This is a genomic window from Yersinia sp. 1652 StPb PI (assembly GCF_041538345.1).
Lineage (GTDB): Bacteria > Pseudomonadota > Gammaproteobacteria > Enterobacterales > Enterobacteriaceae > Yersinia > Yersinia enterocolitica_E.
Genome location: NZ_JAULSM010000001.1, coordinates 842431 through 859337, shown reverse-complemented (window position 1 = coordinate 859337; position 16907 = coordinate 842431). Strand labels below are relative to the sequence as shown.

Sequence of the window (16907 nt, the reverse complement as noted above, 5' to 3'; positions counted from 1 at the left end):
GTTATTGCTTAGCAGCAACTTCCTGGCGACAGCAGAGGCGATCGTACAACCCTACGACGACGAATACCAGCAGGGAAGGCGATAACCACGCCAGACCTTGTTCAGCCAATGGCAGATGCTGAGTCCATTCAGGCAGGAAGTGCGCGAAGGTAGAAGCCTTCACCGCATCAAGAATACCGAACAGCAAACTAACCAGCATAACTGGAGCCACGATACGTGAGGCATGATGCCACCAGCGCAAAGTAAAGCTCATCAAAACCAGCACAATGCATGGCGGATATATCGCTGTCAGCACCGGAATGGAAATCTGAATTAGGTGACTCAAGCCCAAATTCGATACCATCATTGAGAAGATACCGAGAATGAATACCAGCGCCCGATAAGACAGCGGCAAGTACTGAGCAAAGAATTCAGCACAGGCACACGTTAGGCCCACAGCGGTCACCATACAGGCAATGAAAATCAATGCGGCCAGGAACACACTGCCCAAACCACCAAAGGTGTGCTGAACATAAGCATGCAACACGACTGCGCCATTCTGTGCGTCAGGCGTCAGGCTGCCACTGCCGCTGCCAAGTTTAAACAAGCTCAAGTAAACGAGCGTCAAACCGATACCGGCAATCAATCCTGCCCAAATGGTATAGCGCGTCAGCAGCCCTGCGGAAACCACTCCACGCGAACGGGCCGCATTGACGATAACGATACCAAAGACCAAGGCACCCAAGGTATCCATGGTCAGATAACCATTAACGAAACCGGAGGAGAAAGGCACGTTCTGATAGGCATCAGTGGCTGAAATCAACGGACCGGCAGGCCAAATCAAAGCCGCGATACCCAAGATAGCCAGCGCCAGAATTTTCAGTGGTGCCAGAATATGACCGACGGTGTCCAGCAAACGCCCCGGATAGAGCGAAATTCCAATCACCAGCGCGAAATAAACCACACTATAAATAAACAGCGGCAACGGGCCATCACCAGTCAAAGGGGCGATGCCCACTTCGAAGGAAACTGTTGCGGTTCGTGGCGTGGCAAACAGTGGGCCGACAGCCAAATAACAGACGGTAGCCAGTACCAAACCAGCACTACGGCCAATTGGGCTACTCAGGGCATCAATCCCCCCGCCCACCCGGGCCAGCGCGATAATGGTAATAACCGGTAAGCCAACTGCGGTTATCAGGAAACCAAGAGCTGCCCACCATACATGTTCACCCGATTGTAAACCAACCATCGGCGGGAAGATGATGTTGCCAGCTCCAACGAATAAGGCAAAGGTCATAAAACCTAATGCCATAATATCTTTAGACGATAAACGATGACTCATAGTGGTGTGTGTTGCCTAAGTTAAATGGCCAAAAGGAAAAGTTCTAAGTTGTGGCCTTCCCGACGTGATCGAAACGATACAAAGCTCTGATAAACGCAAACTCCGGCGGTTAATAAGCAATCTATTTCGTCAGTATGCAGTGTTTTTGAAGTTATTTGCAGGTGGAATAGGCCAACAACGGCGCTAAGTAGACCGTTTATAGCGGAGAAAGGCAAGTCGGGATCATAAAAGCAGAATCATCATCCAGATAATTTTATCAAACCAGTTAATCGTGCCATGTTTTGAGAGATACACGCCATATGATTTGTATTATTTGTAGCCAGTCGTTAACAATTTACCGCCAATCTGGTGACCAATACTCAGGAGAGACTGATCGTTTTATACGCAGAGATAATGCCAGATTGGATAAACAAAAAACGACTACTGAAACACCTTAATCAGTAAAAACCTAACGCTTTTCGGGTCTGAATCAGTACCTCGGGAGGTAGGGGTAAATAGCCATCATGGGTGACCCTTTTTTGCCCCTCGGGCGATAGAACCCGCTCAAGGAACGCCGCAGTCAATGGCTCCAGTGGCTGGCCCGGAGCTTTATTGATATAAATATACAGATAACGTGATAAAGGGTAGCGGCCATCTTTAACATTCTCAGGTGTTGGCATCACAAAATCCTGCCCCACCGCCGCCAGTGACAACGGTTTAACACCACTATTACGAAAACCAATACTGGCATAGCCAATGCCATTCAATGAGCCAGCCACCGCCTGTACCACAGAAGCGGACCCAGGCAACTCATTGACATTATTTATAAAATCACCATCGCACAACACCTTATGTTTGAAGTATCCATAGGTCCCCGAAGCTGAGTTCCGGCTATAACGTTGTAAGGAACGCGCCGCCCACGCCCCTTCCAATCCCAACTGACCAAAGCGCTGAATTTGGTGTGGCTCTCCACATCGGCGATTTTGCGAAAAAATAGCATCAAGCTGCGATAAAGTCAGTTTGTTCAGTGGGTTATCCTGCTGAACAAACACCACCAATGCATCAACTGCCACAGGAACTGCCAGTGGCGGATAGCCATAACGTTGAATAAATGCGTTGATCTCACCCGCTTTCATTGGGCGGCTCATCGGCCCAAGCTGGGCGGCACCGACAGCCAACGCCGCAGGGGCAGTAGAGGAACCTGCCGCCTGAATTTGCAAATTAACGCCAGGATAGTGATGATTAAAATCATCAGCCCACAAGGACATCAGATTGGCTAAGGTGTCAGAACCCACACTGGAGAGGTTGCCTGATAAGGTATTGGTGGCAGGCACGGAAGCCATCGGTAAAACCGCAACCGGAGGGGACAGTACCGCTTCAGATTGCGCTAAAACGGCATGGCTAAACCATAACATGACATGCAACAACGTCAGTTTTGCCCATTTCATCAGCTTGGTATCCATGCAGTTTTTAGGATTTGACTGCATTCTCGGCTAAAACTGCGGGAACAATCAATCGATTCGGCAAGGTAAAGATAAATCGAGTCCCCAGACCGATTTCGCTCATGACCTCTAAACGTGCATCGTGATGACTCAATGCATGTTTCACAATTGCCAGCCCTAACCCACTGCCCCCCGTTTGCCGTGATCGGGCTTTATCCACCCGATAGAACCGCTCCGTTAGCCGTGGAACATGTTCAGGACCGATTCCCGGCCCATTATCGCTGACCTGAAATTGTGCACCTTGTGGAGTTTGCTGCCAACACACCTCAATTTGGGTACCAACAGGCGTGTGATTGACGGCGTTATAAACCAGATTTGATACCGCACTGCGCAGTTGGTCTTCGTTGCCAAACACTTTTAATTGGTCGTTAACCCGGAAGGTAATCTCATGTCGTCCGTTACTGAGAGCCTGAACTTCATGCTGTAACACTTTCAGCATCAACGGAATATCCACCCGCTCATTCATATCCACATTAGGTGCCGCTTCAATTCGTGATAGCGTCAAGAGCTGTTTTACCAACCCATCCATTCGCTTAGTCTGCTCTTGCATGGTCCCCAGTGCTTTATCCCGTAATGGCCCAACCAGTTCTTGGTCATTCATCATTTCCAGATAACCTTGCAACACCGTCAGTGGCGTACGCAATTCATGACTGACGTTGGCAAAGAAATTACGCCTTGCGCCTTCCAACTGCCGCATCTGGGTAACATCACGGGCAACCATCAATAATTGCCCTTCTGAATAAGGCATCACACGAAATTCGACGTAATAACCATTGTTCAGTTGCAGAGTCAACGGGCGGGAGAACTCTTGTTGTTGCAGATATTGGCTGAATTCCGGGTAGCGCAATAAATTAAGGATGTGTTGGCCATTATCCTCCGGCCAACGAAACCCTAACAACTGCTGAGCTAAACCGTTACACCAGAAGATATTGCCATCAATTGTGGTAATAACGACCGCGTCAGGCAATGATTCGGCACCACTGCGGAAACGTTTGATAAGCAAAGCCAGTTCGCGCCGACGCCGACGATTTCGCAACTGCATTTGGTACAAGCCGTAAAATAAAGGCTCCCAGCTCCAGCGACCAGCAGGTGGTGTCATGCTACGGTCTAACCACAGCCAGTGAGATAACTTAAGTTGATTATAGAAATTCCAAACCAGCGCCGCGACAGCTGAAATCAGCAATAGCCAAGGAAGATAGCCGATGAAGGCACCCAGGAGTAATGCAGGCAGACAAAAAAGAGCCAGCTCGAGAGCCAGCGTTTTCCATGATAAGCGTTCTAACACAACGAATTCTCCGGCACTGAAAACTCAGTAGCGCGTTGAGAAACGGTATCCAGTTCCCCGGACAGTTTGTACCATTCTGTCATGACCATCAATTTCAAGCGCCTTGCGTAGCCGACGAATATGCACGTCAACCGTACGATCTTCTACATAAACGTTAGTGCCCCAAACATAATTAAGCAACTGTTCACGGCTGTAAACGCGCTCCGGGTGGGTCATAAAGAAGTGCAATAACTTAAACTCGGTCGGCCCCATATCCAGCGCTTGCTCATTGGCCATAACCCGATGTGAGGAAGGATCAAGACTTAGCCCTTGCATTTCAATAACTTCCTCAACCGCCATCGGCGATATTCGGCGCATCACTGCTTTAATACGCGCAACCAGCTCCTTCGGCGAAAACGGCTTGGTAATATAGTCATCTGCGCCCACTTCCAAACCGCGCACCCGATCCTCTTCTTCGCCACGGGCCGTCAGCATCATCACCGGAATATCTCTGGTCAACGCTTCACGTTTCATATGTTTAATGAACTGAATACCCGAGCCGCCAGGTAACATCCAGTCCAACAGCACTAAATCAGGGAAAGGCTCCGACAGACGAGTTACTGCGCTGTCATAATCTTCGGCTTCTAATGGTTGGTAACCATTCTGTTCCAACACAAAGCACACCATCTCACGGATTGGCGCTTCATCTTCCACCACAAGTATGCGTCTTGCCATCATCAACCCTGCCAGTATGTTAGTGGTCACTATTTGATTTCGGGAGCCATTATGCGTCAGTTTTGTGACATTTTTATGAAAAACATCACGCTTCTACTAGCAATAAGCATAGTGATAAATTTCATGATAATTGCAAAACACAGCAGTCAAGTTTGCGAGACGTCTCGGAGATTTTCCTCATAGCCTTTTTTTAGCCGCGACATCCGGCGGGCAGCGTTTATAATCAGCGCCATTATCTTTGACTGATAACCTGCCGTGCGGGAGATTTATGCGCATTATTCATACCTCTGATTGGCATTTAGGCCAGCATTTCTTCACTAAAAGCCGCGCTGCTGAGCATCAGGCATTTCTGCACTGGCTCATTAATCAGATCGAAGAAAATCAGGTAGATGCGCTAATTGTAGCAGGTGATATCTTTGATACTGGCTCCCCGCCCAGTTACGCCCGTGAGCTATATAACCGTTTCGTGGTTGAGCTCCAACCCACTGGCTGTCAGTTAGTGGTATTGGGGGGGAATCACGATTCTGTGTCAACACTGAATGAATCACGGGGTTTGCTCTCTTATCTCAATACCACCGTTATTTCGTGCGCCAACAGCAATCTCGATCAACAAATCATTATTCTAAAAGACCGCCAACATCAACCTGCGGCTCTGCTGTGTGCGATCCCGTTCTTACGGCCAAGGGACTTAGTCACCAGTCAGGCGGGTGAATCTGGAGGGCAAAAACAACTGGCTTTACAAGAAGCGATCGCGGGCCACTACCAGGCACTGTATCAGCGGGCGGTTGAACTGCGTACCGAACTGGGTTTGCCACTGCCCATTATTGCCACCGGGCACCTGACTACCGTTGGCGTCACCACGACAGACTCGGTTCGCGATATCTATATTGGTACATTGGATGCTTTCCCCGCGCAGGCATTTCCACCAGCAGATTACATTGCTTTAGGCCATATTCATCGCGCCCAACAAGTGGCTAAAACTGAACATATCCGTTATAGCGGCTCCCCCATTGCTCTCAGTTTTGATGAATTGAGCAAGGAGAAAAGTGTCTATCTGGTGGAATTCCACCAACAGGCACTGGCATCAGTTACCCCTCTCTTCATCCCACAATTTCAGCCAATGCAATTAATTAAAGGGGATTTAGCGCAAATAGAGCAGCAACTGGTTCAATTCTCTGAGCATCAAGGCTTACCCGTATGGCTAGATATAGAAGTTGCCACCCAAGACTATCTTACTGATATCCAACGCCGTATTCAGGCTCTGACCACAGAGCTACCGGTTGAAATTGTATTGTTACGTCGCAGTAAAGAACAACGTAACAACAGTATCGAGCGGCAGGAAAAAGAGACACTCAATGAGCTGAGTGTTACCGATGTGTTTGAACGCAGGCTGGCGCTGGAGCCAGACTTAGCCGAGCCGCGCCAACAGCGGATGCGTCAAATGTTCAATCAGGTGGTTGATGACATCACGCAAGATAAAGATGCCGCACAGGAGCAGCCTGCATGAGGATTTTAAGCTTACGTCTAAAAAACATTAATTCTCTGCAAGGGGAGTGGAAGATAGATTTCACCGCCGAACCTTTTGCCAGCAACGGTTTATTCGCTATCACTGGCCCGACAGGCGCAGGTAAAACCACACTGCTGGATGCCATATGCCTTGCGCTATACCACCAAACACCACGTTTGACTGTCACGCCCAGCCAAAATGAGCTAATGACACGCCACACAGCGGAGTCACTAGCCGAAGTTGAGTTTGAAGTAAAAGGCATCTGCTACCGTGCATTCTGGAGCCAACGGCGGGCAAAAAACAGCCCGGAAGGCAATCTGCAAGCCCCTAAAGTTGAGTTGGCGCTATGCGACAGCGGTAAAATCCTGGCCGATAAAGTGCGTGATAAGTTGGAGATGGTTGCAGCGATCACCGGCCTGGATTTTGGCCGTTTCACTAAATCAATGATGTTATCGCAGGGGCAGTTTGCTGCTTTTCTCAATGCCGATGCCAATGACCGTGCTGAATTATTGGAAGAGCTAACGGGGACTGATATCTACGGGCGGCTATCTGAATATGTCTTTGAGCAACATAAACAAGCCAAGACCAATCTGGATGCTTTACATCAACGAGCCAGTGGTATTGAACTGCTCAATGAAGAACAGCGCTTGGCATTAACGCAACAAATCGATGATCTCCACCAACAAGAAAAGCAGCTTGTTTCAGCACAATCAGCGAGTCAAAACCAAATAAACTGGTTAACCGGCTGGCAGAGACAGCAGCAGAATCTACAAGAATATCAGCAGCAGCAAACAATTATTGAACAAGAATATCAGCAGGCACAACCCGAATTACAACGGCTGGCCCGTAGTGAACCGGCTGAGAAGTTGCGCCCTTTACTGCGTGACTGCTCACTCAGCCAACAGGATGTGCAACAGACACAACTGCGTATCACCGCGCTGACCCAACAGCAGCAACAGCTTCAGAGCCAACTAACCCCCCTGGCTCAAGCTCTGGAACAAGCCAATACCGCACGCCAACAACAGGCGGCCAAGCAGCATGAACAAGAAACACTGATTGAGCAAAAAGTGGTACCGCTGGATAACCTTATCGCGCAACAACAGCACTCATTAGCGCAATTTGCCACTCAATTGCAGCAATTGCGCGGCAAAGAACAACAAGGTAGACAGCAACTTGAGTTAAATGAGCAGCAGTTGCTAAAAATGCATCAGCGCCTGCAACAATTAGCTGAATATGCACAGCAATATCCCCACCATCAACACTGGGTAAAGTACCTACCGTTATGGCGCGAACAGTTCCGCCAATTGCACATACAGCACCAGCAGTCAGTGGCTAACGAGCAGCAATTACAGCAGCAAGCCTTATTACTGAGCAACTTGCAACAGCAAGCGGCCACATTAAATGAACAGGATAAACAGCAACAGGCCGTATTAGTACACGCGGCCTCGCAAGCAGGTAGCATCCAGCAGCAATTAGCAGCATTCGAGCAGCAACAGCCCGCAGCACAATTGCGCCAACAACTTGACGAGTTGCAGCAACAGCGACCGGCCCGGCAACAACTCGCCACATTATCGCCTTTAGCACAACAAGTTCAGGCACAGCACGATAAACAGCAGCAGCAATTCGCCAGCCAACAGCAACAATTAAAACAGCTTGAACAGCAGTTAGAAGAAAAACGTCAGCGCTACAAACATCAAAAACAACATCAGGCTGATCTGGAAACCTTGTGGGAACGCGAAAATCAGATAGTCAGACTGGAAGCGGAAAGAGCCAAACTCCAACCGGGAGATGCCTGCCCACTATGTGGCGCATTGGATCACCCCGCTATCACTGAGTATCAGGCGGTAAAACCGTCGGAAACAGCCGAACGCCTCGAGAAACTGCGCCGTCAGGTTGAACAGCTCGCCACTGAAGGCTCAGAATTAAGCGCGCAAAACAACAGTATGCAGCAACAGCAGCAGCATCTAGAGCAAGAGTTACAGCACAGCCGCCAGCAATTGGCCGATTATCAACAGCGCTGGCAGCAGCTGGCGCAACCTCTGGCGTTGACATTTGCATTACATGAACATGCAGCATTAATGGATTGGCTGGAACAGCAGGAACAATCAGAACAACACTGCCAGCGGAAATTGGCTGAATATGAGCAGCTAAACCAGCAATATCAACAAGCTAAAGATGCTCTGGCTCAAGCAGAACAGCAGCAGCAAAAACACTTGCAACAACTGGCATTAATCACTCAGCGCCAGCAAGATACTCAGCAAGCCCAGCAGAAACTGCAGTTACAGCATCAACGCCAGCAAGATGATTTAGCTCAGATGCGCCAAGACTTCAATAATAGTTTGGCTGATTTATCATTATCAGTACCAGCAGCAGACCAGCAGCAGAGTTGGCTGACTCTGCGGGAAGAGGAACACCAGCGTTGGCAGCAGAATCAGCAAGAACAACAACAGTTGGTTCTGGGGCAAAAAACACTGGAAACGCGGATTGAAGAAGAGCGTCGCCATTTACAAGAGTGCGTTGACCAATTATCGGCGCTCACCCAACAACACCAACAGGCTGAAACCCTATTACAACAACAGAGTCAGCAACGTCAGGCACTGTTTGGTGATATCAGTACTACTGAGGCTCGTCAGGTGTTGCGCCAACAACAACAACAAGCCGAGTTGATACAACAGAATGCGGCAGAAATCCTGCAACAGACTCAGTCCCAGCTAAACCGATTAGCGGGGGAACTGGCGGGCTTAGAGCAACAATATCAGCATAATCAGCAGCGCGCTGCCACCGCTCAAGCTCAATTACAGCAAGCACTGGCGATCAGCGAGTTCGAGGATGAAGCCGCCTTAAACGCCGCACTGCTGGATGAAGAGGAAAGGCAACGTTTGCAGCAATTAAAACAGCAATTGAGCGAGCGACAACAACAAGTCAACATCCGCCAGCAACATGCCAATGAAGCGCTGGAGCAACTATTACAGCAGTGTCCGGCGGGTGTCGATAAAGCATCTGAATTGGTGGTATTGCAACAGCAATCAGAGCAATTGTTGATGCAACTAAAGGCCAATACATTACGGCAAGGCGAGTTACGCAATCAATTAGAAAGCGACACAGCGCGCCGTAGTAACCAGCATGCACTGTTTGAGCAAATTGAGCACAGTCAGCAGCAATATGAAGATTGGAGCTATCTCAATCATTTAATTGGTTCTAAAGAGGGTGATAAATTCCGCAAATTTGCTCAGGGTCTGACACTCGATCATCTGGTTTATCTGGCAAACAACCAGCTCAGCCGCTTACATGGCCGCTATTTGTTACAGCGCAAAACCAGCGATGCATTAGAGCTGCAAGTTGTGGATACCTGGCAGGCGGATGCAATACGAGATACCCGCACCTTGTCTGGGGGCGAAAGCTTTTTAGTCAGTTTGGCGCTTGCTCTGGCGCTGTCGGATCTGGTCAGTCATAAAACCAGCATTGACTCTCTGTTTCTTGATGAAGGCTTTGGTACGCTCGATGCTGAAACACTGGATACTGCGCTGGATGCTCTGGATAGCCTGAATGCGTCGGGCAAAACCATTGGAGTCATCAGCCATGTTGAAGCAATGAAAGACCGGATTCCAGTGCAGATTAAAGTGAAGAAAGTCAACGGACTGGGCGTTAGCCGCTTAGACAGTATCTTCCAGATAAAATAGTGTCACGCAGGTAAAGTAAAACCGCATATTAACTAGCGTCATTAGCAGCAAACGAGTAAGTCCCGATGAGCTTACACCAGTAAGTGATTCGGGTGCGCGAGAGCCGCTAACAACGTGTCGTGTCAAGGACAAAGAGTATTACCCAAAAGCATTGGCATTACAGCCAGGCAGCAAACGAGTAAGTCCCGATGAGCTTACACAAGTAAGTGATTCGGATGCACGAGAGCCGCTAACAACGCTGTCGTGTCAAGGACAAAGAGTATTACCCAAAAGCATTGGTATTACAGCCAGGCAGCAAACGAGTAAGTCCCGATGAGCTTACACCAGTAAGTGATTCGGGTGCGCGAGAGCCGCTAACAACGCTGTCGTGTCAAGGACAAAGAGTATTACCCAAAAGCATTGGCATTACAGCTAGGCAGCAAACGAGTAAGTCCCGATGAGCTTACACCAGTAAGTGATTCGGGTGCACGAGAGCCGCTAACAACGCTGTAGTGTCAAGGACAAAGAGTATTACCCAAAAGCATTGGCATTACAGCTAGGCAGCAAACGAGTAAGTCCCGATGAGCTTACACAAGTAAGTGATTCGGGTGCGCGAGAGCCGCTAACAACGCTGTAGTGTCAAGGATGCTGGGTAATAGCAGGCCACAACCAAGCGGCCCCACGCACACCACTAGAATCGCCGTGAAGTGCTTTGCGCACCGGGGTCTGGCACTCACCACCAAATACCCATGGGCTGATTAGCGCGGGCAAGGTTGTATATAGCCGCTCAACATTGCTCATGCCACCTCCTAATACCACCACATCTGGGTCAAACAAGTTGATGACATGAGCTAACGACTTGGCAAAGCGCTGTTCATAATGGCTCATTGCTTGCTCTGCGATGGCATCCCCTTGTGCTACTAAGGCGATAATTTCGTGGCCTTTAAGCTGTTTGCCACTCATACGAAAATAATCTGTCGCAAAGCCGGTACCGGAGACAAAAGTCTCAATACACCCTTTTTTACCACAATAGCAGGCTACTTCCTGTTGATATTGCCGCTCTTCATCATTTTGCCACGGTAAAGGGTTATGGCCCCATTCACCCGCAATACCATTGCCGCCGGCATGTACCCGGCCATCAATAGCAATACCAGAGCCACAGCCGGTACCAATAATGGCCGCAAATACCAGATGTTTCCCCGCCCCCGCACCATCGGTAGCCTCTGATACCGCCAAACAGTTAGCATCATTTGCCAATCGCACTGGGCGGGAGAGTAGTTCTGATAAATCCTTATCTACCATCTGACCATTCAGCCACACTGAATTGGCATTTTTTACTTTGCCTGTAAACGGAGAGAGAGTCCCTGGGATACCCACCCCCACACTCCCCTGCTGGCCCGTCGCCTGCTCCGCATCTGCAACTAACGTTGCAATCGCCTGCAAGGTATTTTGATAATCGTGGCGGGGTGTATCAACCCGTTTACGAAATAACTCCTGCCCGTCGTTGGCCAATGCGATGACCTCTATTTTGGTGCCACCCAGATCTATACCAATGCGCATAGCGCTTTACCTCATTGACAGGAAAATTCATTGTTGGTGATAACCGATTTTATCAAAAAATAAGGCCCTGCTTGCCAAAAACGTGACGACAATAAGAATCTTCTTCTTTCAGTTTGGACAATACACCCCTGTGACACAATCTTTGTCGCCCGCTATTTTGCATTCTGTCGTGTTTGAATCCCTGTGGATTAAAATAGCGCTCAGCAGATGAGCGGTCGGCTCTGTTTTTTTCTTATTCTTTTTACTAGGGGCCGAGGCGTCAATTCGTTATCATGCCGCCCTGCGTTTGATTAACTCGCGCGCTCCAGGCGCGCCCGAGCCAGGGATAACACTATGTTGTGGTTTAAGAATTTAATGGTTTACCGTTTGAGCCGGGAAGTTTCACTATCTGCGGATGAAATGGAGAAACAGTTAAGCGCCCTCAGTTTCACGCCGTGTGGCAGTCAGGATATGGCAAAAACGGGCTGGGTATCACCGATGGGGTCGCATAGCGATGCATTAACCCATACGGTTAATGGCCAGATCGTCATTTGTGCCCGCAAAGAAGAGAAAATCTTGCCATCACCAGTGATTAAGCAAGAGTTGCAAGCCAAAATTGAGCGCCTGGAAGGTGAACAGCATCGTAAACTGAAAAAAACTGAAAAAGACGCATTAAAAGATGAAGTTTTGCACAGTTTATTGCCACGCGCATTCAGTCGCTTTAACCAAACCTTTTTGTGGATTGATACCGACAACGATCTGATTATGGTTGATGCTGCCAGCGCTAAACGGGCTGAAGACACCTTGGCATTGTTGCGTAAAAGTCTGGGTTCCTTGCCGGTGGTACCACTGACCTTAGAAAACCCTATCGAGCTGACGTTAACCGAGTGGGTGCGTAGTAAAGAATTGCCCGCCGGATTTGCGCTGATGGATGAAGCTGAGTTGAAAGCCATTCTGGAAGACGGCGGCGTGATCCGTTGCAAGAAGCAGGATCTATTCAGTGATGAAATCGCAGTACATATTGAAGCGGGCAAGCTGGTCACTAAACTGGCACTGGATTGGCAGGAACGCATTCAATTGGTTCTGTCCGATGATGGCTCACTCAAGCGCCTGAAATTCGCTGACACGCTGCGTGAACAGAATGATGATATTGATCGGGATGATTTTGTGCAGCGCTTCGATGCCGATTTTATTCTGATGACCAGTGAACTGGCCGCCTTAATTAAAAATCTGATTGAAGCCTTGGGTGGCGAGGCTCAGCACTAACTTAGGTGCATAACACAGCTTAAGCTGATATCGCCCTTTCGCGATGAGAGGGCGAGTATCCGAATTCTTTAGCTCAAATATTTACACAGATACGAAGATGCTTCAGCAACTTGCAGGTTAAACTCACTTTCCCCTGGAATGTAGAAGGTTTCACCTGGCTTAAACACTTCCCAGCCAGCCGAACCAGGAATCAGTACTTTTAAGCAGCCGGTGATCACCGTCATTTCTTCCGCTTTAGCCGTACTGAAGGTGTACTCTCCCTTTTCCATCACCCCAACGCTAGCTTGCCCAATGCTGTCACTGTCAAAACCAATAGATTTCACTTTCCCGGTAAAATACTCATTAAATTTCAGCATAGTTTTGTACCCGCGTCTTAATCAAGATTGAGCTTTCATATTAGGGTTTCTATAAACGCTCTGTCACTGATTATTATGGCGAAATGGGATCATCGCCGGATTCACTCCCGAAGTTGTGGATAAAGCGTACAATTTAGCGGCAAATTGCCCTATTGGGGCGGGTAAATAGCTGCCATATGGTTGAAAATTAGCCATAGCAAACACCTTCACAATTCTCGTGAAGGCTCATTTATCGAAATAAGAGTGGCATTAGAGGTTGCGTAAGATGTACAGCGCCAGCGAGGTTTCAAAAATCACAATCAATATTGACCAGAACGCTGGCATAAAATTAGTGTGTTGGTGAATAAAGGATTTGAAGGTTTTCATCGGCCCGCCTTGATCGGCCTTGCCTTAAGGGGCATTTATCAACGCAAATGATTTACGCTGAAATGATTACGTAGATGATAATTGTACGCTTCGTATAATTATCAGGCAATCAGGTGGGCTAATTATTCATCGGATAAATTACGCTTACTTTCCCAGCTACTTTACGGTTTCATCAGTCAAAAGCTGCAAAATTTGTTCAACAACATCTTGCGGCGCTTGAGTCGCATCCAGCACATAGTGGGCAACCTCTTGATACAGAGCTTCCCGGCTAGCCAGCACATCCTGCATTTCCTCTACGATCGGTTTGCCTGTAAGACTTGGTCGCTGGGCATCTTCCGGGTCTTCGGCTAATCGTTCAGCCAACACATTCGCTGATGCGCGTAAATAGATAACCTGCCCATGCTTACGCATAAAAGTACGATTCTCAACAGCGAGCACCGCACCACCACCGGTTGCAACAACAGTTTTAGGCGCAGTGACAGCCTGTAGAGCCATACTTTCTCGCTGGCGGAAACCCTCCCAGCCTTCGCGAGCAACCACTTCAGCAACACTCAACTGTGAGGTTTGCTGCATAAACAGATCAGTATCTATAAAACGATATCCCAACGCCTGTGCCAACGCCTTCCCTACCGTTGTCTTACCCGCACCGCGCGCGCCTACCATGAAGATAGTCTGTGTCATTACTTGAAAGTCCTTTCGCATCAACTTCTGAGGATAAATTCTCGGCATCAAAAAATTGGCCACTATTGTCGACCAGCTAAATAGGATTAACACTCAGCTCTACACTGTAGATGCGAATCATACCGATAATTAAGGGTAGTGCAAACTTTACAGCATCGTAAAATTAACGATACACCATTAGCCATTCAACTTTACTGCCAACCTCCCAAGATTGCCCCTGCTGCGGTGGCAATCAATCTGGTTGGCAATAGACAAATTAGGTTTGAAGGATCCACTGTAACTGTCATAAAGAGAAACTTTCGGTGTCAGCTTATAGACCACATCGGTACGAGGGATCAATTGACCATCAGAGCTATCGGGATTGATGACGAAAGGCCGCCCTTTACCGGCGAAAGCATCAAACTGATCGAAACGTAAACCTGCCAGTACAACCTACTTATCTATCAGTTCAATTGAATTGGGAAGGCATTTGGATGAGAGCGAGAAGTCGCTGAAAGTCACACTCAAGCGTGTATTTGATCAATACGATTGGGCTTTTTGCCTGATAATCCTCTGGCAAACCAGAGGCTATTGCACAGGTAATATGAGGTGACTATCAAGGTTAGACCATTAACGGGGCTGACAAATATACACCAATGCAGGAGGGAAATTACGTACCACGCGTATCTTTTTCCACGTGAAATAACGAGATAACAGTGGCTCGGAAAGGTGGCTGTATTGAAATAAGACTAACACTCCGCTGTTAGCGCGTAAGCGCTGCTGAGTTTGCTGCAATATTCTAATACTGATCTTGGTTGGGATCGAGAGTAATGGCAAACAACAAAATACCACATCGTAATTCTGATCCAACTGTTCGGCTGAACGATCAGCTACCTGCAAACGTAAATCTTTGATCTGGTGTAATGCATGAACAAAGTGTGGCTGAATCTCGTAGGCCTGTAAGTGAGACTTTGCTGACATATGTGACAAAATACGCTTTGTCAGTACACCATCAGCAGCCCCTAATTCAGCAATATTAAGGTTTTGGGTCCAATCTACCTGATTCAACATCGCCTGACATAACCAAGGCGAAGAAGGAGCTAACGTACCAACGGTACGTGGTGAGGCAATAAAGCGCTGTAAATAGGAAAACTGACTTTTAAAATTACGCCGGACAGTGTTTAGCATAGCCTCTCCTCGGAAACCCGAATGGACCACAATAACACCTTATATTTATTAAGAGCGCATTAAGATTGCTCTAAGAGTTAATTATTTTTAGCAGATAAATTGATAGTACCGATGGGTAATAATGAAATGTACAGTCTTAGGTTAACAATGACCCACTATTGTTAACCTATTTTTAGAGTCTGATTAAAAAAATATTGCCATATCAATATAGTATCTAAATATTTCACTCACACTAACTTAGGCTTAGAACATTAACGATAAATCTCGGCACTGGCGTTGTAATGGCTGGAATCACCAGGGTTACTGATACCAATGACCCGATAGTGGCTGGCACCATCAGCGCTCGCTTTGGTATTCAATGCTGATTCCACATCCATCGGTGAACCGCTAACATTAGAAAGAGAAATCACCCCCATACTTTGCAATTTAGTGGCTTGTTCTGAGCTAATTTCTTGCGCGGCCAGAGTGGCGAATGAGGTGGTAGTAATAAGTGTAGCGATGATAACAGGTAATAGTTTCATAATATGCTCCAACTGACGGGTTATATGTAACGTCTTGGTGAGGTTAATTATGGGCGGACCAACGCAAGGTGACGTAATGCAATGTAAAGAAGCTCAATCATTGTGAGAGTAATAAGGAGAAAATAAATTAATTTGTGTCATTAGAAAAATAAATCACAAATATTTATGGGCAATCGTCGATGCATTAACACCGCCGCCTGCTGGTAGACCCTATATATTGCAAGATGCAGGCGGCTTGAAAGGTGATGGGGATCAGTCACGCTTTGCTACAATCATCATAATATCACTGGTAAATGAACCATCAGTTTGGATCTCATAATGCTTAATGACACCATCAGATGCTGATTTTTGTAACTCACGGATCGCGATAGCAAAATGCTGTGGAGTACGCATTCTGGCAATCCAACTACTGAACTCCAAATAGAGTCTATCGGAGGTGACCTCATTTATCACTAACCCGGCATCGGTCACTAGTGCCAGCCATTCGCCGGGAGAGTAATTTCGCACATGTGAGGTATCACGTAACACCTCCACGGTCTGCAAATAAATATCCAGCACCGGATGACCGGGGGAAACTACATCCATAAAGATTATCTTTCCGCCGGGGCGTAATACACGTTTAACTTCTCGTAATGCTTGGCCGACATCATGCCAATGATGGGCAGAATAACGGCTGATAACAATATCAAAACTCTGATCATTAAACGGCAATGACTCTGCTAATCCTTGCTGTACTTCAATATTAGTCAGTTCTTTATCTGTTGCCGCCTGACTGACCACTTGCAACATTTGCGCTGAAAGATCATAAGAAACTACAGATTTCACCACTGCCGCAGCGGTAAAACTGGCATGTCCGGCACCACATCCAAGGTCAAGTAAACGGGCATCGCCATCAGATTGCAATAGTGTAGCCAGACGCTGTAAATCTTTACCTTGAGCGTGAACCGCACTGGTCAGATAAGCATTGGCTTGATCGCCAAATTGCCGCTCAACGGCATCTTTATGGCTATTCTGCATGGTCATTACATCCCCTTTTATGGTTTA

The 16907-nt window shown here is 47.7% G+C and carries 14 protein-coding genes and 1 pseudogene; 3 read left to right on the top strand and 12 right to left on the bottom strand.

The genetic code is table 11. The features are described 5' to 3' along the window. Position 1 precedes the first annotated feature (1 nt). The 4 genes from brnQ to phoB all read right to left on the bottom strand — a co-directional run bounded on the left by brnQ (position 2) and on the right by phoB (position 4801). The gene (gene brnQ / locus Q2T71_RS03810) at positions 2 to 1321 is read right to left on the bottom strand and encodes a branched-chain amino acid transport system II carrier protein (protein ID WP_083160081.1); all 1320 of its coding nucleotides are present in this window, start codon (positions 1319 to 1321) and stop codon (positions 2 to 4) included. A gap of 437 nt (positions 1322 to 1758) precedes the next feature. After that, positions 1759 to 2748 carry a PstS family phosphate ABC transporter substrate-binding protein gene (locus Q2T71_RS03805; protein ID WP_372558175.1) on the bottom strand — a complete coding sequence of 330 codons (990 nt, stop codon included), beginning with the start codon at positions 2746 to 2748 and terminating at the stop codon, positions 1759 to 1761. A 22-nt stretch (positions 2749 to 2770) separates the two neighbouring features. After that, positions 2771 to 4087: a phosphate regulon sensor histidine kinase PhoR gene (phoR, locus tag Q2T71_RS03800; RefSeq protein ID WP_372558174.1), complete on the bottom strand. Its 1317-nt coding sequence runs from the start codon at positions 4085 to 4087 to the stop codon at positions 2771 to 2773. Between the two features lie 24 nt (positions 4088 to 4111). Next, on the bottom strand, positions 4112 to 4801 hold the full coding sequence (gene phoB, locus Q2T71_RS03795; protein ID WP_025377384.1) for a phosphate response regulator transcription factor PhoB: 690 nt from the start codon (positions 4799 to 4801) through the stop codon (positions 4112 to 4114). Positions 4802 to 5069: 268 nt separating this feature from the next. On the opposite strand from phoB, the gene sbcD reads away from it, so the two are divergent. Both sbcD and Q2T71_RS03785 read left to right on the top strand, forming a co-directional pair. Beyond that, positions 5070 to 6308, top strand: a complete 1239-nt coding sequence (gene sbcD, locus Q2T71_RS03790; RefSeq protein ID WP_372558173.1) for an exonuclease subunit SbcD — start codon at positions 5070 to 5072, stop codon at positions 6306 to 6308. Beyond that, the gene (locus Q2T71_RS03785; RefSeq protein ID WP_372558172.1) at positions 6305 to 9988 is read left to right on the top strand and encodes an AAA family ATPase; all 3684 of its coding nucleotides are present in this window, start codon (positions 6305 to 6307) and stop codon (positions 9986 to 9988) included. The genes sbcD and Q2T71_RS03785 overlap by 4 nt, the downstream gene beginning before the upstream one ends. A gap of 618 nt (positions 9989 to 10606) precedes the next feature. Here the strand turns inward: Q2T71_RS03785 and mak are convergent. Further along, entirely contained in the window at positions 10607 to 11527 is a 921-nt protein-coding gene (gene mak / locus Q2T71_RS03780) for a fructokinase (protein ID WP_372558171.1), read from the bottom strand. A gap of 333 nt (positions 11528 to 11860) precedes the next feature. On the opposite strand from mak, the gene rdgC reads away from it, so the two are divergent. Beyond that, positions 11861 to 12772 (top strand): recombination-associated protein RdgC, encoded by a 912-nt coding sequence (gene rdgC, locus Q2T71_RS03775; RefSeq protein ID WP_372558170.1) that lies wholly within the window; start codon positions 11861 to 11863, stop codon positions 12770 to 12772. A gap of 68 nt (positions 12773 to 12840) precedes the next feature. On the opposite strand, the gene ppnP is transcribed toward rdgC, so the two are convergent. From ppnP to Q2T71_RS03740, 7 genes and pseudogenes are all read right to left on the bottom strand, one after another. Then, on the bottom strand, positions 12841 to 13128 hold the full coding sequence (gene ppnP, locus Q2T71_RS03770; protein WP_005189270.1) for a pyrimidine/purine nucleoside phosphorylase: 288 nt from the start codon (positions 13126 to 13128) through the stop codon (positions 12841 to 12843). Between the two features lie 63 nt (positions 13129 to 13191). Further along, complete coding sequence (locus Q2T71_RS03765) at positions 13192 to 13323, bottom strand: hypothetical protein (RefSeq protein WP_372558169.1); 132 nt, start codon at positions 13321 to 13323, stop codon at positions 13192 to 13194. Between the two features lie 327 nt (positions 13324 to 13650). Next, positions 13651 to 14175, bottom strand: coding sequence for a shikimate kinase AroL (gene aroL, locus Q2T71_RS03760; RefSeq protein ID WP_372558168.1), 525 nt, complete (start codon positions 14173 to 14175; stop codon positions 13651 to 13653). A 184-nt stretch (positions 14176 to 14359) separates the two neighbouring features. After that, positions 14360 to 14640, bottom strand: a pseudogene (locus Q2T71_RS03755) (TonB-dependent receptor domain-containing protein); the annotation flags it as partial. A 144-nt stretch (positions 14641 to 14784) separates the two neighbouring features. Next, complete coding sequence (locus Q2T71_RS03750; protein WP_083160097.1) at positions 14785 to 15342, bottom strand: class I SAM-dependent methyltransferase; 558 nt, start codon at positions 15340 to 15342, stop codon at positions 14785 to 14787. Positions 15343 to 15593: 251 nt separating this feature from the next. Beyond that, entirely contained in the window at positions 15594 to 15863 is a 270-nt protein-coding gene (locus Q2T71_RS03745; RefSeq protein WP_372558167.1) for a YdgH/BhsA/McbA-like domain containing protein, read from the bottom strand. A gap of 252 nt (positions 15864 to 16115) precedes the next feature. After that, positions 16116 to 16886 carry a class I SAM-dependent methyltransferase gene (locus Q2T71_RS03740; RefSeq protein ID WP_372558166.1) on the bottom strand — a complete coding sequence of 257 codons (771 nt, stop codon included), beginning with the start codon at positions 16884 to 16886 and terminating at the stop codon, positions 16116 to 16118. Positions 16887 to 16907: the final 21 nt, after the last annotated feature.

Bases quoted from the DNA above. Each gene is read 5' to 3' on its own strand.
- brnQ (WP_083160081.1), bottom strand. From the start codon at position 1,321: ATGAGTCATCGTTTATCGTCTAAAGATATTATGGCATTAGGTTTTATG.
- Q2T71_RS03805 (WP_372558175.1), bottom strand. From the start codon at position 2,748: ATGAAATGGGCAAAACTGACGTTGTTGCATGTCATGTTATGGTTTAGC.
- phoB (WP_025377384.1), bottom strand. From the start codon at position 4,801: ATGGCAAGACGCATACTTGTGGTGGAAGATGAAGCGCCAATCCGTGAG.
- sbcD (WP_372558173.1), top strand. From the start codon at position 5,070: ATGCGCATTATTCATACCTCTGATTGGCATTTAGGCCAGCATTTCTTC.
- Q2T71_RS03785 (WP_372558172.1), top strand. From the start codon at position 6,305: ATGAGGATTTTAAGCTTACGTCTAAAAAACATTAATTCTCTGCAAGGG.
- mak (WP_372558171.1), bottom strand. From the start codon at position 11,527: ATGCGCATTGGTATAGATCTGGGTGGCACCAAAATAGAGGTCATCGCA.
- rdgC (WP_372558170.1), top strand. From the start codon at position 11,861: ATGTTGTGGTTTAAGAATTTAATGGTTTACCGTTTGAGCCGGGAAGTT.
- ppnP (WP_005189270.1), bottom strand. From the start codon at position 13,128: ATGCTGAAATTTAATGAGTATTTTACCGGGAAAGTGAAATCTATTGGT.
- Q2T71_RS03765 (WP_372558169.1), bottom strand. From the start codon at position 13,323: ATGGCTAATTTTCAACCATATGGCAGCTATTTACCCGCCCCAATAGGG.
- aroL (WP_372558168.1), bottom strand. From the start codon at position 14,175: ATGACACAGACTATCTTCATGGTAGGCGCGCGCGGTGCGGGTAAGACA.
- Q2T71_RS03750 (WP_083160097.1), bottom strand. From the start codon at position 15,342: ATGCTAAACACTGTCCGGCGTAATTTTAAAAGTCAGTTTTCCTATTTA.
- Q2T71_RS03745 (WP_372558167.1), bottom strand. From the start codon at position 15,863: ATGAAACTATTACCTGTTATCATCGCTACACTTATTACTACCACCTCA.
- Q2T71_RS03740 (WP_372558166.1), bottom strand. From the start codon at position 16,886: ATGACCATGCAGAATAGCCATAAAGATGCCGTTGAGCGGCAATTTGGC.